The sequence below is a fragment of the Rhodococcus sp. LMD genome, from assembly GCF_056108245.1.
Genome location: NZ_CM148557.1, coordinates 1,246,291 through 1,272,379 on the forward strand (window position 1 = coordinate 1,246,291; position 26,089 = coordinate 1,272,379).

Consider the following 26,089-nt stretch of genomic DNA (forward strand, 5'->3'; position numbering starts at 1 on the left):
TCGACGGACTGGTAGGCGACGACTGGGAGGAGGGCCGCCGAATGCCGAACTCGCTCCTGTGGATCGGGTTGGTCGCCGTGTGGTTGTTCGTTCTGGTGCCGATGCTGGTCACGAAGCGCCCCCGTATCCGTCAGACGACCGACGCCGCACTCGCAACCCGGGTTCTGCACCGAGGTGACGACGAGCCACTCGCCCCGCGCGGGCCGGCCGCAGGTCATCGCCGCGATCCCCACTGGCGTCCGAGTCGGGATTCCGCCCGTCCCACTGCCGGCGACGACTCCGGTCGCGTCCGCACGGTGGACGACCGCAGACACCGCCACCCAGCGGAGGACCGCATGGACACACAGCTCGACACCGACCACGACACCGACTTCGACGACCGTCCCGAACGTGCTCCCGCCCGGGAGTTCGTGCCTCAGCGCCGCGGACGCGGCGGATTCGATCCCCAGGCCGACGCCATGGCCCGCGCCGCGCGCTACGAGTTCCGGCAGCGCACCGTGCTCGGCCTGCTGTTCGCAGCGATCATGACCGCCGCCCTCGCCCTCGTCGTCTCGTCGGCGCTGTGGTGGCTGTGCGCGGTCGCGACGGCCGCCCTCGCGGGCTACCTCGTCTACCTTCGTCGTCAGGTGCGCGTCGAACAGGAGATCCGTCGTCGTCGCATGGCCCGCCTGAACCGCTCGCGCCTGGGCGTCGAGTCGCACAGCGACGACGAGTTACGTCTCGTCCCGGCGCGGCTGCGCCGTCCCGGCGCGGTCGTGCTCGAGGCCGACGACGAGGACCCGGTGTTCGAGCACCTGGACCGCTACGCGGACGACGAACCCGCCTACGAGGCGTACGAACCCCGCTACGACGCCGACGACTACCCGGTGCGCCGGGCATCCGGCGAGTAGCCGTCGGTCCGCTCGGGAGTATTCAGCGCCCGGTGACGATGTGTGCCACGAGAGGCGCCGACACCGAGCCGTCCGGGTCGGTGAACCGGGCCAGCACCGATCGGGCCTCCGAGGTGATCGCCTCGTACGTGCCGGCGTCGATCCGTTCGATCAACGGGCTGCCCTCGACCTCGGTCGCCACCATCGCATCCACGGACGGGAACCGCGCGCTTCCGGTGTGCGTGGTGAACCGATCGACGGTGAGTCCGGCGTCGCGGAACCATCCCCGCAGTTCGTCGCGGTCCCCACAACTCCAGTAGGTGCCCAGGAGAGACGCCGCGGGCGGGCCGGCGTGCCGGACCGCGACGTCGACGAAGTCCCGGTAGGCCGGCTGCTCGTCCAACGCGGCCGGCACACACACGGCGACCACCGCCGTCGCCACGCGTCGCATCTCGCGCAGCGCCCGGGCACGATCGGGAAAGAACATCAGCGCCATCTGGCACAGCGCCGCATCGAACGAACCGTCCGCGAACGGCAGCGCGCCGGCGTCACCCCGGCGCCATTCGACGTCGGGACACATCCGGCGTGCCACCGCCAGCATGGCCTCGCTGACATCGACACCGACGACCCGGCCCGACGGCCCTACCCGGTCGGCGGCCACGCGCGCGACGATCCCGGTTCCGCATGCCACGTCCAGCACCCGTGTGCCCGTCGTGATCGCAGCCTGGTCCAGCAGCCGTGGCGCCCACTGCGCGAAGAGCGCGGGTACGAAGCGTGACTCGTACACCTCCGCGGCCGCCGGTGAAATCCCGAAGTTCTCGGTCGTGTTCGTCATGTCCCGAGGGTGGCGCCGCGCCCGGGTGCGGCGCATCGGGCAGGTGACCCATCTTCCGGGTGGGCGGCGGCATACGCGGCGGCCTCCGAGCGGTTCCGCACGCCGAGCTTGCGGAGGATGTGGCTCACGTGGTGCGCCACCGTCTTGCGGGAGACGAACAGCCGGCCGGCGATCTCCGGATTCGTCAGGCCCACCGCGAGCAGGTCCAGCACCTCGCGTTCGCGGGCGGTGAGGCCGCTGTCGAGGCCCGGGGCGGTGCGAGCGGTGGCGCGGATGCCGGGGCCGCGCACCCCGAGACGCCGCAACAGGGCCGCGGAGCGGTCCGCGGCGGCGACGGCTCCGAGTTCCCGGAAGATCGTCACCGCCGTTCGCCCCCGTGCGGCCGCGAGGGTGGGGTCGTCGTTCATCGCCGATTCGGCCAGTTCGAGCAGGCAGCGGGCCGCCTCGAACGGCGCCGCGCGGTCCGCCCAGCGAGCAGCGGCCGTCTCGAAGGCATCGACTGCGGCCACCACGCGGCCCCGCGCCGCGGCGGTCAGCCCCGCCGCCTCCACCGCCTCGGGACCGTCGGGGTCGAGCGCCGCCGCGGTGGCCGTCGCCGCGTCCAGGTCGCCCGTGGCCGCCTGGGCCCGGGCGCACAGCAGGGACGTGGTGCCGCGACGTTCGAGCAGCCGCCGGGCGGTTGCGGGGTCACCGTCGGCGAGGGCGACCTCGGCGCGGGCGGTGTCCAACTCCGCGGTCGGGCGGGGGGATCGGTCCAGCATCGCCCGGGCCTCGTCGAGCCGCCCCTGCCGGACCCGGAGCGTGGCGAGGGCCGCGACGGCGCGCGCGTGGACAGCGGGGCAGACCTTCTCGTCGAGCGTGAGCACCGCCGTCAGCAGACGGTCCGCCTCCGCCCAGCGGCCCGCGGTGAGCAGCAGTGCCCCGTAGAGGGTGCGGCACTCGACGTACAGGAAGGGGCACCCCCGGCGGGAGGTGAAGTCCTCGGCGACGCGGCACCACTCGCCGGCGCGACGGGTGTCGCCGGCGAGCGCACACGCGCCGAGCATGTCGCAGCAGACGAACACGACGGTGTCGAATCGGCGGTCCGCATCGCCCAGGGCGGCCGCCGCGGCCTCGTCCAGCAGCGCGAATCCGGGTTCCAGGTCGCCCCGGGCCACAGCCACGTGTCCGGACTGGGCGAGTGCCACCAGTTCGAGATCCCGGTCGCCGCATCGGCGTGCGGCGTCCAGGGCGCGCGCCACCCACGGCGCGGCCGCCGCGGCGTCCGGGAGCAGGCGGTGGGCGTGTGCCACCCACACCAGGGCGTGCAACGCGCCCGGTGCCCCCTCGGGCAGCAGTCGCTGCGCCCGGCGGACCCAACCGTGGGCCGCCGACCGATTGCCGAAATCGGACGTGTAGCTGATGCTCAGCCACGCCGCGCAGCGAACCGCGCTCTCCCGGTCGCCGCTCCGGAGAGCCGTCGTGTAGGCCCTGCGACAGGCGGCGACGCTGTCGTCGAGGCGCCCGAGCCACCACGACGCCTCGCCGATGCCGAGCCACGCCGCCGGATCGTCGGTCGCGGCCGCCACCGACGTCAGGTCGGCCAGCGCGGCGGCCCACCGACCCTCCCGCAGGGCCTGGTCCCCACGTAGGCGCACTGCATCCACAGGTCGATTGTCCGCCGCCGTGACCTGTGCCGATACCTCAATTTCGTCTCCGGCGCGCACGTTTGCTACAGTTTGCGGGCGGTTCCGAACGGAACCCGCGGGGCTGTGGCGCAGTTGGTAGCGCGCTTCGTTCGCATCGAAGAGGTCAGGGGTTCGATTCCCCTCAGCTCCACCACCGAAGGGCGTCTCCCGGGCCGGGAGGCGCCTTTCGTCGTCGATGTCGTGCCGCCGATTGCGGGCCGAACAGCCGCGCGGTCGGGGAGACTGTGTGACATGGAACACAGGATGAGTGACGACGAGTTGCGGCGCGCTATTCGAGTGCTCCGCGAACGTGCCGACAGCGCCCGCAGCGAAGGCCGCGACGCCGACGCCGACGGCATCGAGGAGACGATCCGCAAGTACCAGGAGGAAATGGCCCAGCGCCTCTGACTCACCCCGCGGACGGGAGGACGAACGCTCCTTGCACCACGGCACCTGCGCGGCGCCGCGGCGGTCGACGTCGCGCTAAGGTGGCCCGCAGACGACGAGAGCGGGGGCGGGCATGGCGATCAAGGACCTGCGGGACAGGAAGTTCCTCGTGACCGGAGCGGCCAGCGGTATCGGCCGGGCACTGGCCCTGGCCGCCGCCGCGGAGGGCGCCGAACTGGTGCTCACCGACCTCGCCGCCGACGGTCTCGACGACACGGTCCGCACCGTGCGCGAACGTGGGGGCTCGGTGCTGCACGCCGCGGCGCTCGACGTCTCCGACTACGACGCCGTCACCGCCTTCGCCGCCGACGTCCACGAGCGCGCCGGGGCCCTCGACGTCGTCGCCAACGTCGCCGGAACGTCGGTGTGGGGCACGGTCGACGCGCTCGAGCACCGGCACTGGAAGCAGATGGTCGACGTCAACCTCATGGGCCCGATCCACGTCATCGAGAACTTCGTGCCGCCGATGATCGAGGCCGGCCGCGGTGGGCATCTCGTCAACGTCTCCTCCGCGGCGGGACTGCTGGCCCTGCCGTGGCACGCGGCGTACAGCGCGAGCAAGTTCGGTCTGCGCGGCGTGTCCGAGGTGCTGCGGTTCGACCTGCACCGGCATCGCATCGGGGTCTCGCTCGTCGTGCCCGGTGCGGTCCGCACCCCGCTGGTGAACTCCGTGCAGATCGTCGGCGTGGACCGCGACCATCCGGCCGCCCGCAAGCTCACCGCCCGGTTCGAGCGGCACGCCGCGTCGCCGGAGAAGGTCGCCGGGTGCATCCTCGCCGGGATCCGGAAGAACCGCTTCCTGGTGTACACGTCGTTCGACGTGCGTTTCGGCTACTGGTGGGCCCGCAAGTTCGCCCCGCCGTACAACGTGGTGATGCAACTGGCCAACAACTACTTCTCCCGCACCCTCGAGGCCGTCCGCACCCGCCGGTGACGCTCAGGCCGAGGTCTTGTCGAGGGCGAACTCGCGTAACCGCGTTCCCGCCCGCAGCGCTTCCCGATCGTGCGTGACCATCACGACGGCGACGTCGCGCTCGCGCGCCGTGCGTTCGAGCAGTTCGACGATCTCGCGGCTGCGGTCGGCGTCCAGCGCCGACGTCGGTTCGTCGACCAGCAGGACCGCAGGATCGTTGACGAGACTGCGGGCGATCGCGACCCGCTGCCGCTGCCCGCCGGAGAGCTGGTGGGGACGGCGGTCGGCCTGCTGCGTCAGCCCCACCGCCGCGAGCAGGTCGCGGGCGCGGGCCCGGTCGATCCGGCGCCCGCTCAGGTGCGCGACCAGCGCGAGCTGCTCCGTAGCGGTCAGCGAGGGCAGCAGGTTCGCCTGCTGGAACACGAAGCCGATCCGGTCCCGCCGCAGCCGGGTCCGCGTCGCCGCGTCGAGATCCGTGGTGTCCACGCCGTCGAGGACCACTCGGCCGGAATCGGGCACGGTGAGCAGTCCCGCGACGGCGAGCAGGCTCGACTTGCCGGATCCGGACGGGCCGGTGACGGCGACCGTCTCGCCGGCCTCGGCGTGGAAGTTCAGGCCGTCGAGGACGCGCAGGGTGGCGTCTCCGTCGGGATAGGTGAGGACGATGTCGGTGAGCCGCACGCTCATGGTGGTGCCTTTCTCGAACGGATCTCTCGAACAGCTCAGTGGGCCGCGGCGAGCGCGGTCAGCGGGTCGACGGAGCCGATGCGGGCGACGGCCGCCGCGGCACCGAGGAGGCCGATCCCGACCAGCGCGACGAACGGCAGGACGGTCGTGGCCGCGCTCAGCGTGAACGGAACGACGGTGGCGGCGGCCGCCCCGGCGGCGGTGGCGGCGACGGTGCCCAGCCCGGTTCCGAGCACGAGCACCACGGCGGCCTGTCCGAGGGCGTCGCGCAGCAGGTAGGAGGTGGAGGCACCGATCGCGCGCAGCACCGCGATGTCCCGGCTGCGCTGGACGGTCCACACCGTGAAGAACGCCCCCACGACGAGGGCGCCGACGACGAGCAGCATGGCCTGCATCAGCAGCAGCGACCCGCGTTCGGAGGTGTACGACCCGATGGTGTCCAGGGTCGCGGAGGTGTCGAGCACGCTCGTGCCGGTCGCGGTCGCGACCGTGGGCGCGTCGAACCCGGGTCCGGTCCGCAGCGCGATCACCGTCCCGTCGGCGCCGGCCGTCGCGGGCAGGTCGCGCCAGGTGCCGAGGTCGAGCCACACGACGGGCTGATGGCTGTAGTAGGAGTCCTCGACGAGGGCGGCGACGGTGACCTCCCGGCCGCCGACGGTCAGGATCGTGCCCGGCGACCAGCCGTTGTCTGCGGCGAGTTGCGCGTCGACGGCCGCCGTCGCCGGGCGCAGGCCTGCCGGTGCCGCGAAGGACCCGGGAGCGACCCCGAACAGGGCCGCCGCCACCTCGCGTCCGCCCGACCCGACGCGGCCGGGCGCGACCCCGAGCACGGCGGTGTCGGCCACACCGGGCTGCGCGGCGAGTGCGGCGCGTTGCGAGTCGGTGACGGTGGACTCGCCGAACGACACGTCGGACGGATCGGTGCCGCCGCCGTCGAGGGCGAAGTGCTCGGCGCCGATGCCGCGGATCGCGGCGATCGACTGGTTGCCCAGGCCCGCGGTGAGGCCGGAGAGCATGACGACGAGGAACGAAATCAGGACGAGCACCGCCGTCATGACGGCGAAGCGCCCCGTGGCGAAGCGCAGATCGCGCAGTGCGAGGAACATGAGTTCCACCGTGCCCGGCGCGACGGTGCCCGCGCATCGCTCGGCGGATGGGTTCGCGGATCAATCGAAAGTAGGAGGCGGCGGCGTGGTCGGCGGTGTTAGCGTCGGTGCAATGCAGACCGCCCGACCGCACCCTCCCGAGGGGACGGTCCCGGTGCTGCGTGCGATGCAGCTGGGCCAGCACGCGCTGTTCGTGCTGCTGCTGCTGGTCGGGGCACTGCGCGGTGCCGGCTCGGCGGGGGTGCTGGTCCTCGCGGGCGCCGAATTCGCCTGGTACGTCTCGGGGCTGTGGTTCGCCCGGCGCGGATCCCGCGGCGGAATCTGGCTGGCGGTGCTGCTGGCCGGGTGGCTGGCGCTGGTGCTGCTCGCGCCGGATTTCGTGTGGCTCGCCTTCGCGCTGTTCTTCCTGTGCTTCCATCTGCTGCCCACGGTCGCCGCGATCGCGGCGACCGCGGCACTGACGGCGGTCGCGATCGCCGCGAGCATCGGGCACGGCACCGCCAACCCGACGGCCGCCGTGCTCGGGCCCCTGTTCGGGGCGCTCGTGGCGTCCGGCACGGCCCTGATCTACCGCCAGCTCGTGCGCGACGCGGAGCAACGCGACGCGCTGCTCACCGAACTCACCGCGGCGCACCGCGAACTGCTCGACGCCCAGGACGAGCTGGTGCGGTTGCAGCGGGAGACCGGCGCCACCGCCGAACGGGCCCGCCTCGCCCGCGACATCCACGACACGCTGGCCCAGGGCTTCTCGTCGATCCTGCTGCTCGCCCGCGCCGGGTTGCGGACCGGCGGCGACACCGCGGCGCTGCTCGGCCGGATCGAGGAGACCGCGCGGCGCAATCTCGTCGAGGCCCGCCGGGTCGTGGACAAGCTGCGTCCGTCCGACCTCGACGACGCGCCGCTGGCGGCAGCCCTCGGCCGCGTCCTGGACCGGTTGCGCGGCGACACCGGCATCGACGCCGAACTGCGCGTGGACGGTGAACCGCTGCCGCTGCCCACGGGATTCGACGTGGCGTTGCTGCGGGTGGCGCAGAGCGCGCTGGCGAACGTCCGGCTGCATGCGCGGGCCCGCCGCGTGCGGGTGACCCTCGCCTACGCCCCGGACGAGGTCCGGCTCGACGTGGTCGACGACGGAGCCGGTTTCGACGTCGACGCGGCCGGTTCGGGCGGGGGCTTCGGGCTCACCGCCATGCGGGATCGGCTCGCCGAACTCGGCGGCGCGGTCGTCGTCGAGTCGGCGCCCGGCGACGGAACCGCCGTGGCCGCAACGCTGCCCGTGCGGATGCTGCCGTGATCCGGGTGCTGCTCGTCGACGACCATCCCGTCGTGCGGGCGGGCCTGCGCGCGCTGCTCGCGTCGGAGCCCGGCCTCGAGGTGGTGGCCGAGGCCGCGTCCGGGCGGGAGGCCGTCGCCCAGAGCGCCGCGCACCGCCCGGACGTGGTGCTGATGGACCTGCGGCTCGGACCCGGGATGGACGGGGCGGACGCGACGGCCGAACTCGCGGCCGCGCCGGATCCGCCGAAGGTGCTGGTGCTGACCACGTACGACACCGACTCCGACATCCTGCGCGCAGTCGAGGCGGGGGCGGCCGGCTACCTGCTCAAGGACGCCGACCCCGCCGTGCTCGTCGACGCGGTGACCCGGGCGGCGCGGGGCGAAACCGTGCTGGATCCCGGTGTGGCGCAACGTCTCTACCGCAGCATGCAGACACCCCGGGTGGAGCTGAGCGCCCGCGAGATCGAGGTGCTCGCCGCGGTGGCGCGCGGCCTGTCCAACCGGGCCGTCGCCAAGGAACTGTTCGTGAGCGAAGCCACCGTCAAGTCCCATCTGGTGCACGCGTTCTCGAAGCTGGGTGTGGACTCGCGCACCGCGGCGGTCGCCGCGGCACGCGAGCGCGGCCTGCTCTGAGGGTCAGCCGGCGCGTCGCAGCGTCGCGTGCAGATGGTGCGTGAGCGGGGTCTGCGCGTGCGCCATCCACAGGTCGTAGGACAGGTCGTCGCCGTCGAGTACGAACCGCCGCCGCAGCTCGTGCACCGGCTTGGCGTGCGGAGAGCGCTCGAGGTGGACGGGCGTGAAGTCGAGGACGCCCTGGGTGAGCCGGGAGCGCTGGATCTCGACGAATCCGGTCGGCTGGGAGACCAGCAGCTCCACGTCGTGGTCGGCGAGACGGAGGTAGCCGTTCTCGGTGTGCATGGGCTGACCGGTGCCGGGGTTCTTCGTGCGGCTGACGTACATCAGGAACGGCTTCCCCGGGACGGCGGTGAAGTCGATGGTCTCGTCGTAGGTGAAGTCCTCGATGGTGGGGTAGTGGCCTTCGCCGCCGCCCACCCAGCGGCCGGCGAAGTCGGCGAGGTCACCGAGCGGGTCGGTGTCGGTCATGAATGTCTCCTCGGTCGTCGGGCACCGCCGATCCTGCCACCGCGGATGGACGCCGGGTCGGGTTCGGGGAGTTTCGGCGCACCGTGAGGCGGCCCGCGGCATTACGGTCTATTCCATGAACGCTGCGCTGGGTGTGGACTCCGAGGTGGGGGCGCTGAAAGCGGTGCTCATGCACCGGCCGGGCGCGGAACTCGAACGCCTGACTCCCCGCAACAACGACCAGTTGCTGTTCGACGCGCTGCCCTGGGTGGCGCGGGCGCAGGAGGAACACGACGCGTTCGTCGAGCTGCTGCGGGGGCGGGGCGTGGAGGTGCTGCTCCTGTCCGACCTGCTCACCGAGACCCTCGAGGTCAGCGGCGCCGCCCGCGTCCAGGGGGTGTCGTCCGCGGTGGACCCGCGCCGGCTCGGGCACGGGCTGGCGCACGAACTCGCCGCCCACCTGCGCGCGATGTCCGCCGCGGACCTCACCCGCGTCCTCGTCGCGGGCATGACGTTCGACGAACTGCCCGCCGCGGGACTCGGGGCCGCGCCGTCGCTGGTGCGGTTGATGCACCACGGTGCCGACTTCGTGATCGAGCCGCTGCCGAACCTGCTGTTCACCCGCGACTCGTCGTTCTGGGTCGGTCCCCGGGTCGCGATCCCCACCCTGGCCCTGCCGGCCCGGCGCCGGGAGGCGGCGCTCACCGACCTGATCTACGCGTTCCACCCGCGGTTCCTGGGGGTGCGGCGGGCCTACGAATCGCACACCGCGCCGGTCGAGGGCGGGGACGTGCTGCTGCTCGCTCCGGGCGTCGTGGCCGTGGGCGTGGGGGAGCGCACGACCCCGGCGGGTGCGGAAGCGCTGGCCCGGAGCGTCTTCGAGGACGGTCTCGCGCACACCGTGCTGGCGGTGCCGATCGCGCAGCAGCGGGCCTCGATGCATCTGGACACCGTGTGCACGATGGTGGACGTCGATGCCGTGGTGATGTACCCGGCGGTGCGGGAGACGTTGCAGGCCTTCACTCTCCGCCGGGAGAACGGTGACGTCCGGATCAGTGGGCCGCGCGGGTTCCTCGAGGCGGCCGCCGACGCGATGGGTATCGAGAAGCTCCGCGTCATTGACACCGGCCTCGATCCGGTCGTCGCCGAACGGGAACAGTGGGACGACGGCAACAACACCCTGGCCCTCGCGCCCGGCGTGGTGGTGGCCTACGAACGCAACCTCGAGACCAACACGCGCCTCGAGGACGCGGGCATCGAGGTGCTGCGCATCGCCGGGTCCGAGCTGGGCTCCGGACGCGGCGGGCCCCGCTGCATGTCCTGCCCGCTCGCCCGCGGCCGACCGACCGCGGGCGAGGCGGGGACCTAGAGGATCTCGCGCACCTTCTCGACGGGCCGGGCCAGGACGGTGCCCTTGTCGGTGACCACGATCGGGCGCTCGATGAGGATCGGATGGGCCACCATCGCGTCGAGCAACTCGTCCTCGGAGGCGTCCGCCAGGTTCAGCTCGCCGAACAGCGACTCCTTCCGCCGGATCGCCTGGCTCGGGACCAGGCCGGCGTCGTCGAGCAGCTTGCGCAGCCCGTCGCGCGACGGCGGGGTCTCGAGGTACTTGACGACGGTCGGTTCGAGGCCCGCCTCCTGCAACACCTTCAGGGTGTTGCGGGACGTGCTGCACCGGGGGTTGTGGTAGATCGTCGCGGTCGTTGCCATGGCCACATTCTGCCGTGCGGCACGGGCGAGTGCGGGGGTGCCGCGGCGCATTCGGGAACGGTCGGCCGGCACTGTTAGCCTCGACGCACCATCAGCCCACCTGAGGACGCCCCGATGCTCGACATCGTCATCGACCCCGGCTCGCCGGTCCCACCGTACGAGCAGTTGCGCCAGCGGATCGTCACGATGGTGCGGCGCGACGAACTGATCGCCGGCACCAAGCTGCCCACCGTCCGCGGGCTGGCCGAACACCTCGGCATCGCCCCGAACACCGTGGCCAAGACCTACCGTGAGCTCGAGCAACTCGGCATCATCGAGACGCGGGGCCGGGCGGGCACGTTCGTCGCGGATTCCGGTGACCCGACCCGCACGCTCGCCCAGCGCGCCGCCACCGGCTACGTCCGCGAACTGCGCACCCTCGGCATGTCCGACGACGAGGTGCTCGAGTTCGTCGTCGCGGCGCTGCGCGGCGCCTGAAACCACCGACACCCACCCGTCAACGAGGAGTTTCCCATGAGTGGCACCGTGCCGGCGCGCATCGCGTTCGCGGTCGAGGCCATGGATCCGCAACCGGGCAGCGACGTGCTCGAGATCGGCTGCGGAGGGGGCGTCGCGCTCGCGCTCGTGTGCGAGCGGCTGCGCCGCCGCGGCTGCGTCGTGGGGGTGGACCGCTCGGCGACGCAGATCGACCGGGCGCGTCGCCGCATCCGGGACGGCCTCGACGCCGGGCTCGCCGAACTGCGTGTCGGCGAGTTCCCCGGCGTCGACCTGCCGGGGTCGTTCGATCTCGTCTTCGCCGTCAACGTCCCCAGTTTCCGCAGCGACGACCCCGCCGCGCCGACGGCTGTCGCGTCGCTGTTGCGACCCACCGGCGAGCTGTGGGTGTTCGACGAACCCCCTCCGGGGCTGGCCGTCGGACCGGTGTCGATGCGGATCAGCGCGCTGCTCTCGCGCTGCGGTTACGCGATCGTCGACATCGTCGAGGGCGGCCGGACCGTCGGCGTGCGGGCCGCGCCCGCGGACGTCACCGCCAGCTCGGCAGCCACAGCTGCTGGTGCCACGTCTCCACGGTGATCGGCGCGGCCGTCAGGATCGGCCACAGCCACACGAAGTTCGCCACCACCAGGCCGACGTAGAGGCACACGACCAGCAGACCGGTCGACCGCCGCTCGGTCGAGGCCCGCGGCGATCCGAGCACGTCGCCGAGCACCAGTGTCAGCCCCATGACCAGGAACGGCGCGAGCGGAACCGCGTAGAAGTAGTACATCTGCCGGTCGAGCGTGGCGAACCACGGCAGCAACGTCGCCGCGTACCCGGTGAGCACCGCGGCCCACCGCCAGTCCCGCCGCACCAGCAGTTGCCATCCGCCCCACACGAGCATCGGCAGTGCCAGCCACCACATCGCCGGGGTGCCCACCAGCATGACGGCCTTGACGCACTGCTCACCGCCGCACCCACGGATCTGCTCGCCGTCGGCGAAGTAGTACAGCATCGGACGCAACCCCATCGGCCACGTCCACGGCTTGGACTCCCACGGATGCACGTTGCCGGCCGAGTTCGTCAGACCCGAGTGGAACTCGAGCACGGAGGCGCTGTAGTACCACAGCGAGCGCAGCGCGTCCGGCACGAACGAGAACGCCCCGTCCGTGCCGATCTGCCGGCCCACCGCATGCCGGTACACCCCGGTCTCGCCCGCGAACCACGCCCAGAACGTCGCCAGATACACGGCCAGCGGCACCACCACGAGCGCGTAGAGGGCCGGGCCGACGTCACGCAGACCGGTCCCGAGCCACGGTCGTCGCACGCCGTAGGCGCGGCGCGCGGCGACGTCGAACGCCACCGACATCAACCCGAAGAACGCGATCAGATACAGCCCCGACCACTTCGTGCCCACCGCCAGGCCCAGCAGCACACCGGCCCCGAACCGCCACCACCGCACGCCCAGCCGGGGACCCCACACCGTGTCGGCGATGCGTCCCTCGGCGTGCACGCGCGCCATCCGCGCCCGCACCTCGTCCCGGTCGACGATCAGGCACCCGAACGCGGCGACCGCGAACAGCGCCAGGAAGATGTCCAGCATCCCGAGGCGCGACGAGACGAAGGTGACGCCGTCGGCGATCAGGAGAATCCCGGCCAGACCGCCGAGCAGGGTCGAGCGGGTCAACCGCCGCACGATCCGCACCACCAGCAGGACCAGCAACGTCCCGGCGACGGCGGCCGAGAACCGCCATCCCCACCCGTTGTAACCGAACAACGCCTCGCCGAGCGCGATGAGCTGCTTGCCCACCGGTGGGTGCACGACGAGGCCGTAGCCGGGGTTGTCCTCGATCCCGCCGCCGGTGAGCACCTGCCAGCCCTGCGGGGCGTAGTGCTTCTCGTCGAACACCGGTGTCTTCGCGTCGGTGGGGTAGTGCAGCATCGTGAACCGGGTGATCGCCGCGATCGCGGTGACGAACAGCGTCACCACCCAGCCCCGGCCGCGGTCGACCGGACCGAAATCCGATGCCGGCACCGTCGGACCCGGGCTGTGCATCCGGCGACGGTCCGATGCCTCGGCAGGGCGCTCGTCCGTCACGGTCACGTCCCGATCGTAGGCTGAGGCGCATGCAGCCAGACAATCCGGGACAGGGCCGGCTCGTGCTCGCCGCCACCCCCATGGGCGACATCGGCGACGCCTCCAAACGGCTCTGCGACGCGCTCGGCACCGCCGACGTCGTCGCGGCCGAGGACACCCGTCGGACCCGGTCGCTCGCCGCCGCGCTGGGGGTCACCGTCACCGGGCGGGTGGTCAGCTTCTACGACCAGGTGGAGTCCGCCCGGACCCCGGCGCTGGTCGCCGACATCGAGGCGGGCCGGACGGTGCTGCTGGTCACCGACGCCGGGATGCCGTCCGTCAGCGATCCCGGCTACCGGCTGGTGGCGGCGTGCGTCGCGGCCGGGCTGCCCGTCACGTGCCTGCCCGGTCCCTCCGCGGTGACCACCGCGCTCGCGCTGTCCGGTCTGCCGGTCGAGCGGTTCTGCTTCGAGGGCTTCCCGCCCCGCAAGGCCGGCGCGCGTCGCGCGTGGCTGCAGACCCTGACCGCCGAGCCGCGCGCGGTGGTGTTCTTCGAGGCCCCGCACCGCCTCGCCGCGTGCCTGGCCGACGCGGTCGACGTGCTCGGCGGGCAGCGACGCGCCGCGGTGTGCCGGGAACTGACCAAGACCTACGAGGAGGTGCGTCGCGGCACGCTCGCGGAGCTGGCGCAGTGGGCCGCCGAGAGTGCCCGCGGCGAGATCACCGTCGTGCTCGAGGGCGCCTCGGCGCAGGTGGCGGAGCCTGCCGACCTGGTCGACGCGGTCGAACAGCTCGTGGCGGACGGGGTGCGGCTGAAGGACGCGTGCGCCCAGGTCGCGACCGCCGGGGTCTCCAAACGCGAACTGTACGACGCGGTACTGGCCGCGCGGCAGGACGAGTCGTCGTCGTAGACTCTGCCCCTTACCGCGCAGCAGGAGGTACGGATGGAGTCGGTGAACGAATTCCTCGTCGAGGTCGCGTCGGTGGTATGGGGCCCGTACATGCTCATACCGCTGCTGCTGGGCACCGGCGTGATCCTGACGGTGCGGCTGCGGGGGGTGCAGTTCCGCAAGCTGTGGCCGGCCCTGCGGCTGGGGCTGATCATCCGGAAGGACCCGGACGCCACCGAAGGTGACATCTCTCAGTACCAGGCACTGACGACCGCCCTGGCCGCCACCGTGGGCGTCGGCAACATCGCCGGTGTCGCCACCGCCATCTACTTCGGCGGGCCGGGGGCTCTGTTCTGGATGTGGATCACCGGCCTCGTCGGCATGGCCAGCAAGTACTCCGAGGCGTTCCTCGGTGTCAAGTATCGCGTCACCGACGCCAAGGGCGAGCAGTCCGGCGGCCCGCAGTACTACCTGGCCCGCGCCATCCCCAACAAGTTCGGTCTGGTGCTGAGCCTGATGTTCGCGGTGTTCGCGGTGCTCGCCAGCTTCGGCATCGGCAACATGACGCAGGCCAACACCGTCGCCACCCAGATGGACTCCACGTTCGGGGTACCGACCTGGCTGTCCGGGATCGTCATGACGGTGCTCGCCGCCGCGGTGCTGCTCGGCGGCATCAAGTCCATCGGCAGGGTCACCGCCGGATTCGTGCCCGCGATGATCCTGCTGTACGTCGGCGCCGGGATCATCGTCCTCGCGGTCAACATCACCGACATCCCCGAGGCGTTCGCCCTCGTGTTCACCGACGCATTCACCGGCACCGCCGCGACCGGCGGCTTCATCGGTTCGGTGTTCATGATCGCCCTGCGCTACGGCGTGGCCCGCGGCATCTTCTCCAACGAGTCCGGCATGGGCAGCGCCGCGATCGCCGCTGCCGCCGCGCAGACCACCCACCCGGTCCGGCAGGGCCTGGTGTCGATGACCCAGACCTTCATCGACACGATCATCGTCGTGACCTTCACGGGCATGGTCATCATCACCACCGGAGCCTGGACATCCGGGGAGCAGGGCGCGGCGATGACCTCCCTCGCCTTCTCGGACGGCCTCGGCGGTGACTGGGGCAGCTGGATCGTCACGATCTCCGTGGTGTTCTTCGCCTTCTCGACGATTCTCGGGTGGTCGTACTACGGCGACCGCTGCGTCGAACGTCTCGTCGGCCGCGGCGGCGTCCTCCCGTACCGGGCGATCTTCGTACTCGTCGTCTACGTCGGCGCCACCACCGAGCTCGAGGTGGTGTGGAACTTCTCCGATGTGATGAACGGCCTGATGGCACTGCCCAACCTGATCGGGCTGCTCATCCTCTCGGGACTCATCGCCCGCGAGACGAAGGAGTACCTCGCCCGGGATCCGTACCTGCTCGGCGCGAAGGACAGCCGCACGCCGACGCGGTAGCCGCGGCCGGGCGTTACGGCGCGGCCGAGGAGAGCGCGACGATCAGCAGCACGGCGACCGCGACGATCAGGGCCGCGACCAACGTGGGCGGAACGCCGTGGACGATCCGGTCGACGAGCTTGTACACGGTCCCTCGGTTCGGGTCGCGCGCCGCCTTCCCTCCGCACCGGGCGGAACCACCCCTCGTCGGGTTCCGGCCGGTGTGGAGGTGCAGCGCGTCGCGGGGTCTTCCCGCTCGGGAACAACTCTGTCGGGGATATCCCGGGTGACCAACCGGTTCGCGTCCCGCTCGCGATATCATCCCAGGTCAGGACCGGTGAGGAGTTTTTCCGCAGCGGACGATCCGGGCCCTCGGGGGGTGCGGAGCAGGGAGGATGCGGGAGATGGAACCGGTCGACGAGCGAACCGCGGCGGAGCCCCGGCAGCTGTTCGCCGACCAGCTCCGGACGCTGTTCGCGGCGGCGGGACGTCCCGCGCTCAAGAAGGTCGCCTCCGAGGCGTCGGCCGTCGCCCGCTCCGTGGGCAGCGAGCGCACCGTGTCCGTGCAGCGGATCAGCGACTGGCGATCCGGTGCCCGGGTACCCGCCACGTTCGAGACGATCCGTCCGGTCCTGGTGGTGCTGATCCGCTCCGCCCGGGCTCTGCACGCGCAGCCGCCGACGCCCGGCCTCTACTCGATCAAGCAGTGGGAGCGGTGGTGGGAACACGCCCGGGGACCGGCCGGGCGGGCCCGGACGGAGCCCACCGAGCCGCCCGCCACGGCACTGCCCCCCGGCGTGCGGCCCTACCGCGGTCTCGAGGCGTACCGCGATCGGGACGCGCAGCTGTTCTTCGGGCGGGCCCGGAGCGTGCGCGAACTCGCCGAGACCGTCGTCGCCGCCCACGGTCACGGCATCGTGGTGGTGACCGGTGCCTCCGGCGTCGGCAAGTCCTCCCTCGTGCAGGCCGGCCTGGTCCCGGAACTGTGCCGTGACGACCGTTGGCGGCCGGTGGTCCTGACCCCGGGACGGCACCCGGTGGCGCAGCTCGTCGAGTGCGTACCCGAACTCGCCGACATCTCGGATGCGGACGAGCCGACCGCGGTGGCGCGGCTGCACGCCGCCGCCGCCCGAGAGGGCGGCGCGGGCCTGCTGATCGTCGTCGACCAGATCGAGGAGCTGTTCACCCACTGCGAGGACGCGGCCGAACGCTCGGCGTTCCTCGCGCTGCTCGATCAGGCCGCGACCGTCGGTGACGGCGACACACCGGTCTCGGTGGTGGCCACGCTGAGATCGGACTTCTACGAGCGGGCCGTGACCTATCCCGTGCTGGCCCGGGCGCTGGAGCGGCACAGCAAGACGGTCCAGCCCCTGACCCGGGACGACCTGGTCGAGGTGATCACCGCGCCGGCGCGGTTGCTCGGTCTGCGGTTCGAGCCGGGCCTGGTCGAACTGATCCTGCACGACCTCGGAGTGCTGACCGACGACGACGTCGGCGGGGCCGAACTGCCCCTGCTGTCACACCTGCTCGACGCCCTGTGGGAACGCCGGCGCGGCGGTCACCTGACCGTGGCCGGGTACCGCGCTACCGGCGGGGTACGCGGATCGATCGCGGCGAGCGCGGAACGTGCGTGGGAAGAGCTCGACGACCGCGGCCGCCGACTCGCGCGCGCGATGCTCGTCCACCTGGTCTACGTGACCGGCACCGGCACCGACGTGAAGATCCGGCGCCCGCTGGATCGGCTGCTCGCCGCCGCCGGCGACGACGCCGAGGCGGGACGCCGGGTGGTCGACCACTTCGTCACCGCCCGCGTCCTCGTCGTCGACGACGGCAGCGTCGAGCTGGTTCACGACACGGTCATCGACGCCTGGCCGCGCCTGAAGTCGTGGATCCGGGCCGACCGCTCGTACGCTGCGCTGCGCCAGCAGATCGAGGCGGACGCGGCAGGCTGGGTCGCGGGCCGCCGGCACGCGGACCTGCTGTACCAACGGGGCCGGATGGACCTCGTCGCCGAGCACGAGGATCGGGAGCTCGTGGGGCGGGCCCCGGCCGGCGGTGTCGAGACCGCGCTCAGCCCGACAGCGGTGGCCTTTCTCCGGGAGTCGCGACGGCAGATCCGTCGCCGGACCCGCGTCCGCAACGGTGCCATCGCCGCCCTCGTGCTCTCCACCGTCGTCGCGGTGGTGATGGGGACGCTGGCCTGGGCCGGCAAGAGCCGCGCCGAGGCCGAGCGCAGTGCCGCCCAGTTCCAGCAGGTCGTCGCGCTCGCCGACTCCATGCAGGAGCGGGACCCGTCCACCGCGGCCCAGCTGGCGCTCGCGGCGTGGCGCCTGCGTCCGGACAGCGAGGTCGCGTATTCGCGGCTCGTCGCGACCGAGCAGATGCCGCTGGCACTGCGCGTGGAGGGTCACAGCGGTCCGGTCTACGGGCTGGCGATCGCCCCGGACGGCACGACCCTGGCCTCGGCGAGCGACGACGGCAGTGTCCGCCTGTGGGATCTGTCCGACCGGGGCGCGCCGCGGCCGCTCGGAGCGCTGGTGTCCGACGAGCCCGAGTATCTGGCCTCGGTCGCCTTCAGCCCGGACGGCACCCTGCTCGCGGCGGGTGGTGCAACAGGTGCGGTGTGGATCTGGGACGTCACCGACCGGGACCGGCCCGTCGCGCTGCTGACCGGCGAGGTGTTCGTGCCGGAGGTCGTCCACAATGTGCGGTTCGGCCCGGACGGCCGGTCGCTCGCGGTGCCGTACGACAACGGATCGGTCGTGCTCGTCGACACGAGCGAGCCCCGGACGCGGGGATTTCCCCGCACCGTCCTGCCCGCGCACGGCGCGGCGGTGCGCACCGTGGCGTTCCACCCCGGCGGTACCGTGCTGGCCACGTCGAGCGACGATCGGTCGGTCCGGCTGTGGGATGTGACCGACCCGGCCGCCGCCGTGCCCGTCGGCGCTGCGCTGACCGGTTTCCGCGACGTGGCGCACTCCGTCGCGTTCGCCCCCGACGGCCGGACCCTCGCGGTCAGCAGCGACGACGGTGTCGTCACGATGTTCGACACCACGGACCCGGCGGCGGTGCGCCCGACCGGCCCTCCCGTGCAGGCGCACACCGGCGGGGTGTGGACCGTCGCGTTCGCACCCGACGGCCGCACCCTGGCGAGCGCGTCGTGGGACGGGACCGCGAAGCTGTGGGCGGTCGACCCGAAGACGCGGACGATCGACGAGATGCGGCCGGCTCTCGCAGGCAACGGCGGCGGCGTCCCCGCGCTCGCGTTCACCCCCGACGGCGCCGCGTTGGTCACCGGCGGGCACGACGGCAACATCCGGATCTGGACGCTGCCGCGCGGACGCGTCGCGGTCGCGGACTCTGCGCTGACGCTGCCCGCGATCGATCGCTCCGGCTCGTTCGTCGCCACCGGCGGGTACAACTCCTCCGTGCCGCTGTGGCGGATCGGCTCCGACGGGCACTGGGCGCCGCTCGGCGTCGTGGATCGTCCCAGACCGGTGGGCGGCGCGGTGACCACCGCCCTGTCGCCCTCCGCCGCGACTCTGGTCACCGCCTCGACGACCGACGGCGAGATCCACCTGTGGGATGTCCGCGACCCCACGGCCCCGCGGCTGTGGGTGGACCCGATCGTGACCGAGACCCGGTTCACGTCCGAACTCGACTTCGGCCCCGGGGGCACCACCCTCGTCACCGGCCACGACGACCACTCTCTCGTGCTGTGGGACGTGTCGGATCCGGCGCGTCCGGTGCGCCGGGGAGCACCGCTGCGGGGCCCGACGAATCTCGTGCGGGCGGCCGCGTTCACGCCGGACGGCCGGCATCTGGTCGTGACCAGCGCGGACGGCTCGCTCTATGCGTGGGACGTCACCGATCCGTCCGCCCCCGTCGCGCTGCCGGTGTCGGACGGTCACACCGCCGGCGTCAACGCCCTCGCGTTCAGCGCCGACGGCAACGTCCTCGCCACCGGCGGCGACGACCACACGGTCCGCGTGTGGGACCGCGGACCCGACGGATCGTTCACCGTCCGGCCCGACGCGCTGCGCGGCCACACCGGCACCGTCTACTCGGTGTCCGTCACCCCGAACGGCAGCGAGGTGGTCAGCGGCAGTGACGACGGCACGGTACGACTGTGGCACGTCGCCGACTCGGAGCACATGCACCCGGTGGGCGGCCCGATCACCGAGATCGGTGTCGGACGGTGGCAGGTCGGCTTCCTGCCGGGCCGCAACGCCGTGATCGCGGCGGGCGGCGACGGGACGGTGCGCACCTGGAGCCTGGACGTCGAGTCGATCGTCGCGCGGATCTGCGCCTCGACGACGGGCCGGATCACCGAGACGCTGCCACAGTCCGATCTGCCGGTGGCCGGCCGGACGGTGTGCGAGGGCTGAGCCCCAGGATGCTGGCGGCCTTGTCGAGGCACTCCTGCCATTCGGCGTCCGGATCGGAATCGATGGTGATGCCGCCGCCGACGCCGAGCCCGCACGAGCCCGGCGTGTCCGCGTCCCCGCGGCCGAACTCGACGGTGCGGATCGCCACGTTCAGTTCCACCCCGGCGACGGGACTGGCCATGCCCACCGTGCCGCAGTACACGCCCCGCGGGTGCGGCTCCCAGACCTGCAGGAACTCCCGCGCCCGGATCTTGGGGCAGCCGGTCACCGACGCCGGGGGGAATGCCGCATCGAGCAACCGCGCGGTGTCCACCCCGATCCGCAACGAGGCCGCGACGGTGGACACCAGGTGCCAGACCCCGGGGGCCGGATGCACCCCGAGCAGGTCCGGCACGGTGACGCTCCCCGTCTCGGCAACGCGCCCCAGGTCGTTGCGCACGAGGTCCACGATCATCACGTTCTCCGCGACGTCCTTGACGGACGCGCGCAACCGGGCCGGATCGGCGCCGATCGGGAGCGTGCCCTTGATCGGGCTCGACGTCACCCGGTCGCCGTGGCGCGCGAGGAACAACTCCGGTGACAGGGACGCGACCGCACCCCAGTCGCCCGCGACGTACGCCGCCCGGGCCGGGGCGGTGCGCTCGATCCCGTCGGCGAAGAAGTGCAGCGGACTGCCGGACCAGGCACCGGTGAAACGAGTGCACACGCACGCCTGGTAGACCTCGCCGGCGCGGATCGCCTCGAGGCATTGCCGCACGCCGCGGCGGTGGGCGTCGCGATCGGGCGGTGTCCAGTCGATGCGCCACGGTGCCCGAGCGGAGGCGTCGGGCGCCTCGCGGACGGCGGCGGCGAGCCCGGCCGGGCACGCCGCGTCGGTGAGGCTCTCGTACCACCAGCAGCCGTCGTGGTCGAGCCGCAGGACGGTGTCCGTCCATCCTCCGGCCGCGCGAGGCAGCGCCGGGTGGGTGGGCGTGCGGTCCGGATATGCGAGATAGCCGATCCACCCCCCGCCGACGACCGGTTCGCCGCGGCCCGGGGCCGAGCGGCCGCGCAGGACGAAGGCGTCGGCCGGTGGGGTGGCGACGGCACGCACGTGGGGCGCGAGGACCGCAGCTGCGCCGAACCACGTTCCGGTCAGTGCAGCCGGTGGCGGGGCGCCCGCCGCCTCGGCCCGGGCGCCCAGCAGTCGCAGCACCTGCGCCGGGCTGCCCCCGGTGCCGAGCCGTTCCATCCGCATGGGCACAGCTTCCCACGCGGCCCCGGAACGGACCGAATCCCGCCGGGCGGTCAGCGGACGAGCGGCATCACCCGGTCCGCCGCACCGAGCTTGTCCGGGTTCCGCACCACATACAGGCCGGTGACCAGGCCCGCGTCCATCTCGATCAGCATGACCAGATCGAGTCGCTCGCCCGAGTACACGGCCAGCGCGGGCAGGCCGTTGAACGCGGCGAACTCCACTCGCATGTCGGGCAGCGGCCGGCGGCTCAGGCCGCTCAGCATGCGTGCGACCTTCCGCGCTCCGCTCACCGGGACCCGCGCGGCCGTCACCTTGCCGCCGCCGTCGGCGACGTAGACGACGTCCGGTGCGAGTACCGCCATGAGTGCCTCCACGTCCCCGCCGGCAGCGGCGGACAGCAGCTCCGTCACGACCCGGCGCGCCTGCTCGTCGGACGCGGCGTACCGCCGGCGCCGCGCCTGCACGTGGCTGCGGGCGCGGTGCGCGATCTGCCGCACCGTCGCCTCCTGCCTGCCGACGGCCGCGGCGATCTGGGCGTGGTCGAAGCCGAACACCTCGCGCAGCACGAACACCGCTCGTTCGAGCGGGCCGAGTGTCTCGAGCACCAGCATCATCGCCATCGACACCGATTCGGCGAGCAGCACGTCCTCGGCGGCGTCGGGGGCGGTCCGCACCGGTTCGGGCAGCCACGGCCCGACGTAGTCCTCCCGGCGCCGCTGCGCCGTGCGCAGCGAGTTCAGCGCCTGCCGGGTGACCACGCGGCTCAGATAAGCACGCGGGTTCGCCACCTCGTCGAGCTCCACCTCGGCCCAGCGCAGGTAGCTGTCCTGCAGGATGTCCTCGCTGTCGGCGACGCTGCCGGTGATCTCGTACGCGATGCCGAACAGCAGGCCTCGGTGCCGGGTGAACAGTTCATCGTGGGTCGTCTTGTCGTGCGTCGTCTCGTCGCGAGGCGTGTCGTCGGGGGTCATCGACGGACCGCGATCGGCTCGGACGCGGGGGCCGGACCCGCGGGGAACGGGTAGCTGTGCCCTCGCGCCTGCCGTCGCAGCATCCAGACCGTCCCGCGCACCACCGCCTCCTTGCCGAACGACCCCAACGTACCGCGCAGCGCGAGGGAGCGGGGCGTGTCGTCGGGACGGGTGCGCTGCACGACGCCGGAGGAGCGGCCCAGCGAGATGCACTGCGCCGCGAACCCCAGCGACAGCGGCCGCGGATCCGTACCCGTCAGCAGCGCCCAGGTGGTGTCGGCGCCGTGGGCGCCGAGCGGCAGCGCCGCCTGGCAGCTCATCCGGATGTGATCCTGGCCCGCGACGGTCACGGCGTCGCCCACGCCCACGACGTTCGCTCCGTCCGCGCTCCGCAGGGTCGCGTCGACCCGCAGCCGGCCCGTCTCGTCGACGGGCAGAGCACTGCGCCGGGCCAGGTCCGGCACCGTGAATCCGCCCGCCCAGACGACGAGCTCGGCCGGTACCGCGTCGCCGTCGGCGAGCAGCACCGCGCCGTCCTCGACGGCGACGACCCGGCCCGGCCGGATCCGGACACCGAGCCGTCGCAGCCGCGCGGCGACGAACCGCCGGGTGGACCCGGGCAGGTGTGCGACGGGATCCCCGACGAGGGTGACCGACAGGCGGGGATGCGCCTCGGCGATCTCGGCGGCCGACTCGACGCCGGTGAGCCCGCCGCCGACGACCACCACGCCCGCCCCGTCGCCGAGTTCCCCGAGCGCGGCGGCCGTGTCCAGGGCGCGTTCGAGCTCGGCCGTCGAGTGCAGCCGGTCGGCGCCCGGGATCGCGGGTACGGCGGCGCCGCTGCCGACGGCGTAGATCGCGACGCGGAACGGCAACGTCGTCCCGTCGGCGAGCAGCACCCGGTCCGCTCCGATGTGCACTGCGGTGCCGACGTGCACGGCCGCCGCCGGATGCAGCACGTCGGCGAGGTCGTGTGTGGCCGCACCGGAGCCGGCGGCGACCTGATGCAACCGCACCCTCTCGACGAACACCGGTCGCGGCGCGACGACCGTCACCGATACCCCCGGATGCGTGGCGAGCAGACGGTTCGCTGCCATCACTCCCGCGTACCCGGCTCCGAGCACCACCACATCGGTTGTCATCCTGACCACCCCTTCTGTTGTCGACGATGTCCGCGGTCGCACATGGGACACCGCTCGGCCCCCGAACGTGACAGGCGGCGACCGGGGCAGTGCTCACCCGGGCGGGGATGCGAGGAAGGCGGTCTCGGCGGCGTCGCGGCCGGCGAACCATCCCTCGGCATCGACGCTGCGTGTACGGGTCGACCGGGTCGTCGGGAACAGGCGGCGGAACTCCGAGTCCACGGCCTCGGAGCGACGGGCCAGCAGCGGCGCGAGTTGTGTGACGGACATGCTCGCGTCGGCCGCGGCGGTCGCGGTCGCGCATGCGTCCGCCTGCCGCAGCCGTTCGCCGACCCGATATGCGTATCCGGTCAGGAAGGCACGGCGGAACGCCGTCGCCGCGCCGCCGGTGCGGCCACCCGTCCCGGCGGCACGCACGGCCCGGGCGGCCTGCACCGAGAGCGACGCGAACAGCAGCTCCACCTGCTGCAGGTCGACGTCGGCGCCGACGATCGTGGCGATTCCGACCTTGGTGAACCACACCGTGCGCGTGCGGTTCGCGTTCCCGATCGCGGTGAGCAGCAGAACCTTCTCCTTCGCGTACGGATTGTCGACGTGCACGCGGCGTCCTCGCGCAGTGTCCGCGCCCGCACGAGTGACCAGGGCCGTGCCGATCGCGTACCGGGTCATCAGTTCCTGGGCCTTGGCGGTGAGGGTCTCGGCCTCTTCCGGATAGTCCGTGGACTCGGCCTTCGCCAGGAGGCCGCGGATCCGGGCGAGCACCCGCGGATCCGGGGTCGCGGCCTCGCCGGCCGCAGGGACCGGTCGCAGCGGCGGCCACTGCGAGGGCAGCGGCAGGAGTGGGGAGAACTGCGGCAGGTACTTCCAGGCGAACGCCAGCCCCATCACCTGGAAGCGGGACAGGCCGGGCAGCTCGCGCAGCAGTTCCGCGCCCAACTGGCGGGCGGGCGCGTCGGGTGGCACCCGGTCGGCGATCCGCGCGGCGGCGGGACAGCGTTGCGCGATCGCACCGAGCTGGCGCACCCAGTCGAGGGGTGCCCGGTCGGCCGCGCCGCTGCGGCGGGCGTCGAAAAGCACCGCGGCGGCCGCCAGTGGGACGTCCGTGGTGTCGCCGGAACGGGCCGTCACGTGCAGGACGTCGACCGGTTGCCAGCCGCGCTCGTACGCGGCGCCCAGTTCGTCGAGTAGCGGCCGGATTCCGAGGTGGAAGACCTCCTCGGATGCGCCGGACCCGGTCGCCGCCTGTCGAAAGTGTGTTCTATCTCGCCCCATGCGCGGAGTGTGCACGAGGCCACCGACAGGCGGCGTGGCGCTATTCGTAGCGCGGGAACACCGGGGCCGGGGCCGGCAACTGCGTGCCCGGCGCGAGGCGCGTGGCGATGTCCGCGAACTGCCGCGCCTGCGGATCCTGCCCCACCAGATCCAGGATCTTGGCGGCGGAGTCCGGCATCACCGGCTGCACGAGCAGGCCGACGATCCGCACGACTTCGAGCGTCACGTACAGCACCGTGGCCATCCGGGCGGGATCGGTCTTGCGCAGCACCCACGGCGCCTGTGCGGAGAAGTACCGGTTGGTCTCGCCGAGGACGTGCCAGATCGACTCGAGCGCGAGGTGCAGCGCCTGCACGTCGAACTCCGCCCGGACCTTGTCGAGCAGCGCGTCGGCCTGCGCGAGCAACGCTCGGTCGTCCTCGGTGAACTCACCGGGCTCCGGGACCACACCGTCGAGGTTCTTGGCGACCATCGTCAGCGAGCGCTGCGCGAGGTTGCCGAGTTCGTTCGCCAGGTCCGCGTTGATGCGGGTCACGATCGCCTCGTGGCTGTAGCTGCCGTCCTGACCGTAGGAGATCTCCCGCAGCAGGAAGAAGCGCAGCGGATCGAGGCCGTACTGCTCGACCATCTCGAGCGGGTCGACGACGTTGCCGACCGACTTGGACATCTTCTCGCCCTTGTTGAACAGGAAGCCGTGTACGAACACCCGCTCGGGCAGCTCGATTCCCGCCGACATCAGGAACGCCGGCCAGTACACGGTGTGGAAGCGGGTGATGTCCTTGCCGATGATGTGCAGGTTCGCGGGCCAGTAGCGGCGGAACGACTCCGACCCGGTGTCGGGAAAACCCGCACCGGTCAGGTAGTTGGTGAGCGCGTCGACCCACACGTACATCACGTGCTCGGGATGATCCGGCACCGGCACGCCCCAGTCGAAGGTGGTGCGGGAGATCGACAGATCCTTCAGCCCGCCCGAGACGAAGCTGACGATCTCGTTGCGGCGGGTGGCCGGCGCGATGAAGTCCGGGCGCTCCTCGTACAGCTTCAGCAGCTTGTCCTGATACGCCGAGAGCCGGAAGAAGTACGTCGACTCCTCCGTCCACTCCACGGGGGTGCCGGACTCGGTGGCGATGCGCGAGCCGTCGTCGAGCGCGGTCGTCTCGGCCTCGGCGTAGAACGCCTCGTCGCGCACGGAGTACCACCCCGAGTAGGTGTCGAGGTAGATGTCCCCGTTGTCGGCCATCCGCTGCCAGATCGCCTTGCTCGCCTCGAGATGGTCGGCGTCCGTGGTGCGGATGAACCGGTCGAAGGAGATGTTCAGCGACTTGTCCATGGCCTCGAACACGCCGGAGTTGCGGGCCGCGAGGTCCCGCACGTCCAGGCCCTCCTTCGCTGCCGTCTGCTGCATCTTCAGGCCGTGCTCGTCGGTACCGGTCAGGAAGTACACGTCGAAGCCGTCGAGGCGCTTGAACCGGGCGATCGCGTCCGAGGAGATGTACTCGTAGGCGTGGCCGATGTGCGGGGCGCCGTTCGGATAAGCGATCGCGGTCGTCAGGTAGAACGGCGGGCGGGAGGCGGCAGGAGCAGTCATGGTGCGTCCACTTTATAGGTAGAT

At 72.3% G+C, this 26,089-nt stretch carries 23 protein-coding genes and 1 tRNA gene; 12 read left to right on the forward strand and 12 right to left on the reverse strand.

Annotation, left to right across the window (positions count from 1 at the left end; all coding sequences use genetic code 11):
- Positions 1–41: 41 nt before the first annotated feature.
- The gene (sepX, locus tag ACWPQI_RS05870) at positions 42–890 is read left to right on the forward strand and encodes a divisome protein SepX/GlpR (protein ID WP_010593004.1); all 849 of its coding nucleotides are present in this window, start codon (positions 42–44) and stop codon (positions 888–890) included.
- A gap of 22 nt (positions 891–912) precedes the next feature.
- Here sepX and ACWPQI_RS05875 read toward each other — a convergent pair whose 3' ends face one another.
- Entirely contained in the window at positions 913–1,704 is a 792-nt protein-coding gene (locus tag ACWPQI_RS05875; RefSeq protein WP_407040678.1) for a class I SAM-dependent methyltransferase, read from the reverse strand.
- On the reverse strand, positions 1,701–3,350 hold the full coding sequence (locus tag ACWPQI_RS05880; protein ID WP_474738691.1) for a LuxR C-terminal-related transcriptional regulator: 1,650 nt from the start codon (positions 3,348–3,350) through the stop codon (positions 1,701–1,703). The genes ACWPQI_RS05875 and ACWPQI_RS05880 overlap by 4 nt, the downstream gene beginning before the upstream one ends.
- 99 nt (positions 3,351–3,449) lie before the next feature.
- Between ACWPQI_RS05880 and ACWPQI_RS05885 the strand changes: the two genes are divergently transcribed.
- The 3 genes from ACWPQI_RS05885 to ACWPQI_RS05895 all read left to right on the forward strand — a co-directional run bounded on the left by ACWPQI_RS05885 (position 3,450) and on the right by ACWPQI_RS05895 (position 4,752).
- Positions 3,450–3,525: transfer RNA gene (locus tag ACWPQI_RS05885), tRNA-Ala, on the forward strand.
- Between the two features lie 110 nt (positions 3,526–3,635).
- Positions 3,636–3,779 carry a hypothetical protein gene (locus tag ACWPQI_RS05890; protein WP_155621893.1) on the forward strand — a complete coding sequence of 48 codons (144 nt, stop codon included), beginning with the start codon at positions 3,636–3,638 and terminating at the stop codon, positions 3,777–3,779.
- A 112-nt stretch (positions 3,780–3,891) separates the two neighbouring features.
- The gene (locus tag ACWPQI_RS05895; protein ID WP_010593001.1) at positions 3,892–4,752 is read left to right on the forward strand and encodes an SDR family oxidoreductase; all 861 of its coding nucleotides are present in this window, start codon (positions 3,892–3,894) and stop codon (positions 4,750–4,752) included.
- 3 nt (positions 4,753–4,755) lie between these two features.
- Here the strand turns inward: ACWPQI_RS05895 and ACWPQI_RS05900 are convergent, their stop codons facing one another.
- Together ACWPQI_RS05900 and ACWPQI_RS05905 are read right to left on the reverse strand one after the other, a co-directional pair.
- Positions 4,756–5,418, reverse strand: a complete 663-nt coding sequence (locus ACWPQI_RS05900) for an ABC transporter ATP-binding protein (RefSeq protein WP_010593000.1) — start codon at positions 5,416–5,418, stop codon at positions 4,756–4,758.
- A gap of 35 nt (positions 5,419–5,453) precedes the next feature.
- Complete coding sequence (locus ACWPQI_RS05905; RefSeq protein WP_010592999.1) at positions 5,454–6,524, reverse strand: ABC transporter permease; 1,071 nt, start codon at positions 6,522–6,524, stop codon at positions 5,454–5,456.
- A gap of 112 nt (positions 6,525–6,636) precedes the next feature.
- Between ACWPQI_RS05905 and ACWPQI_RS05910 the strand changes: the two genes are divergently transcribed.
- Positions 6,637–7,818, forward strand: a complete 1,182-nt coding sequence (locus tag ACWPQI_RS05910; RefSeq protein ID WP_051009366.1) for a sensor histidine kinase — start codon at positions 6,637–6,639, stop codon at positions 7,816–7,818.
- Complete coding sequence (locus tag ACWPQI_RS05915) at positions 7,815–8,432, forward strand: response regulator (RefSeq protein WP_010592997.1); 618 nt, start codon at positions 7,815–7,817, stop codon at positions 8,430–8,432. Before ACWPQI_RS05910 ends, ACWPQI_RS05915 begins: the two co-directional genes overlap by 4 nt.
- Positions 8,433–8,435: 3 nt before the next feature.
- Here the strand turns inward: ACWPQI_RS05915 and ACWPQI_RS05920 are convergent, their stop codons facing one another.
- A complete protein-coding gene (locus ACWPQI_RS05920; protein WP_010592996.1) occupies positions 8,436–8,903 on the reverse strand; it encodes a heme-binding beta-barrel domain-containing protein in 468 nt (155 codons plus the stop codon).
- 115 nt (positions 8,904–9,018) lie between these two features.
- On the opposite strand from ACWPQI_RS05920, the gene arcA reads away from it, so the two are divergent.
- A complete protein-coding gene (gene arcA / locus ACWPQI_RS05925; protein WP_140188369.1) occupies positions 9,019–10,251 on the forward strand; it encodes an arginine deiminase in 1,233 nt (410 codons plus the stop codon).
- On the opposite strand, the gene arsC is transcribed toward arcA, so the two are convergent.
- Entirely contained in the window at positions 10,248–10,595 is a 348-nt protein-coding gene (gene arsC, locus ACWPQI_RS05930) for an arsenate reductase (glutaredoxin) (protein WP_026137470.1), read from the reverse strand. The genes arcA and arsC overlap by 4 nt on opposite strands.
- A gap of 114 nt (positions 10,596–10,709) precedes the next feature.
- Here arsC and ACWPQI_RS05935 point away from each other — a divergent pair, with 114 nt between their 5' ends.
- Together ACWPQI_RS05935 and ACWPQI_RS05940 are read left to right on the forward strand one after the other, a co-directional pair.
- Positions 10,710–11,072, forward strand: coding sequence for a GntR family transcriptional regulator (locus ACWPQI_RS05935; protein ID WP_017679470.1), 363 nt, complete (start codon positions 10,710–10,712; stop codon positions 11,070–11,072).
- A 36-nt stretch (positions 11,073–11,108) separates the two neighbouring features.
- On the forward strand, positions 11,109–11,669 hold the full coding sequence (locus ACWPQI_RS05940) for an SAM-dependent methyltransferase (protein WP_017679471.1): 561 nt from the start codon (positions 11,109–11,111) through the stop codon (positions 11,667–11,669).
- Here ACWPQI_RS05940 and ACWPQI_RS05945 read toward each other — a convergent pair.
- Positions 11,620–13,128, reverse strand: coding sequence for a dolichyl-phosphate-mannose--protein mannosyltransferase (locus ACWPQI_RS05945; RefSeq protein ID WP_174557556.1), 1,509 nt, complete (start codon positions 13,126–13,128; stop codon positions 11,620–11,622). The genes ACWPQI_RS05940 and ACWPQI_RS05945 overlap by 50 nt on opposite strands.
- Positions 13,129–13,199: 71 nt before the next feature.
- Between ACWPQI_RS05945 and rsmI the strand changes: the two genes are divergently transcribed.
- The 3 genes from rsmI to ACWPQI_RS05960 all read left to right on the forward strand — a co-directional run bounded on the left by rsmI (position 13,200) and on the right by ACWPQI_RS05960 (position 19,855).
- The gene (gene rsmI / locus ACWPQI_RS05950) at positions 13,200–14,060 is read left to right on the forward strand and encodes a 16S rRNA (cytidine(1402)-2'-O)-methyltransferase (protein ID WP_017679473.1); all 861 of its coding nucleotides are present in this window, start codon (positions 13,200–13,202) and stop codon (positions 14,058–14,060) included.
- A 33-nt stretch (positions 14,061–14,093) separates the two neighbouring features.
- Positions 14,094–15,488, forward strand: a complete 1,395-nt coding sequence (locus ACWPQI_RS05955; RefSeq protein WP_017679474.1) for an alanine/glycine:cation symporter family protein — start codon at positions 14,094–14,096, stop codon at positions 15,486–15,488.
- A 383-nt stretch (positions 15,489–15,871) separates the two neighbouring features.
- The gene (locus ACWPQI_RS05960) at positions 15,872–19,855 is read left to right on the forward strand and encodes an nSTAND1 domain-containing NTPase (protein ID WP_474738692.1); all 3,984 of its coding nucleotides are present in this window, start codon (positions 15,872–15,874) and stop codon (positions 19,853–19,855) included.
- Here the strand turns inward: ACWPQI_RS05960 and ACWPQI_RS05965 are convergent.
- From ACWPQI_RS05965 to metG, 5 genes are all read right to left on the reverse strand, one after another.
- Positions 19,794–21,092, reverse strand: coding sequence for an aminodeoxychorismate synthase component I (locus tag ACWPQI_RS05965; RefSeq protein ID WP_010592987.1), 1,299 nt, complete (start codon positions 21,090–21,092; stop codon positions 19,794–19,796). The two genes, ACWPQI_RS05960 and ACWPQI_RS05965, sit on opposite strands and share 62 nt — an antisense overlap.
- A 50-nt stretch (positions 21,093–21,142) precedes the next feature.
- A complete protein-coding gene (locus ACWPQI_RS05970; protein ID WP_474738693.1) occupies positions 21,143–22,063 on the reverse strand; it encodes an RNA polymerase sigma-70 factor in 921 nt (306 codons plus the stop codon).
- Complete coding sequence (locus tag ACWPQI_RS05975; RefSeq protein WP_230831635.1) at positions 22,060–23,205, reverse strand: NAD(P)/FAD-dependent oxidoreductase; 1,146 nt, start codon at positions 23,203–23,205, stop codon at positions 22,060–22,062. Before ACWPQI_RS05975 ends, ACWPQI_RS05970 begins: the two co-directional genes overlap by 4 nt.
- Before the next feature lie 93 nt (positions 23,206–23,298).
- Positions 23,299–24,477 carry a DUF2786 domain-containing protein gene (locus tag ACWPQI_RS05980; RefSeq protein ID WP_010592984.1) on the reverse strand — a complete coding sequence of 393 codons (1,179 nt, stop codon included), beginning with the start codon at positions 24,475–24,477 and terminating at the stop codon, positions 23,299–23,301.
- A 40-nt stretch (positions 24,478–24,517) separates the two neighbouring features.
- Positions 24,518–26,065 (reverse strand): methionine--tRNA ligase, encoded by a 1,548-nt coding sequence (gene metG, locus ACWPQI_RS05985; RefSeq protein WP_010592983.1) that lies wholly within the window; start codon positions 26,063–26,065, stop codon positions 24,518–24,520.
- Between the last annotated feature and the right edge of the window lie 24 nt (positions 26,066–26,089).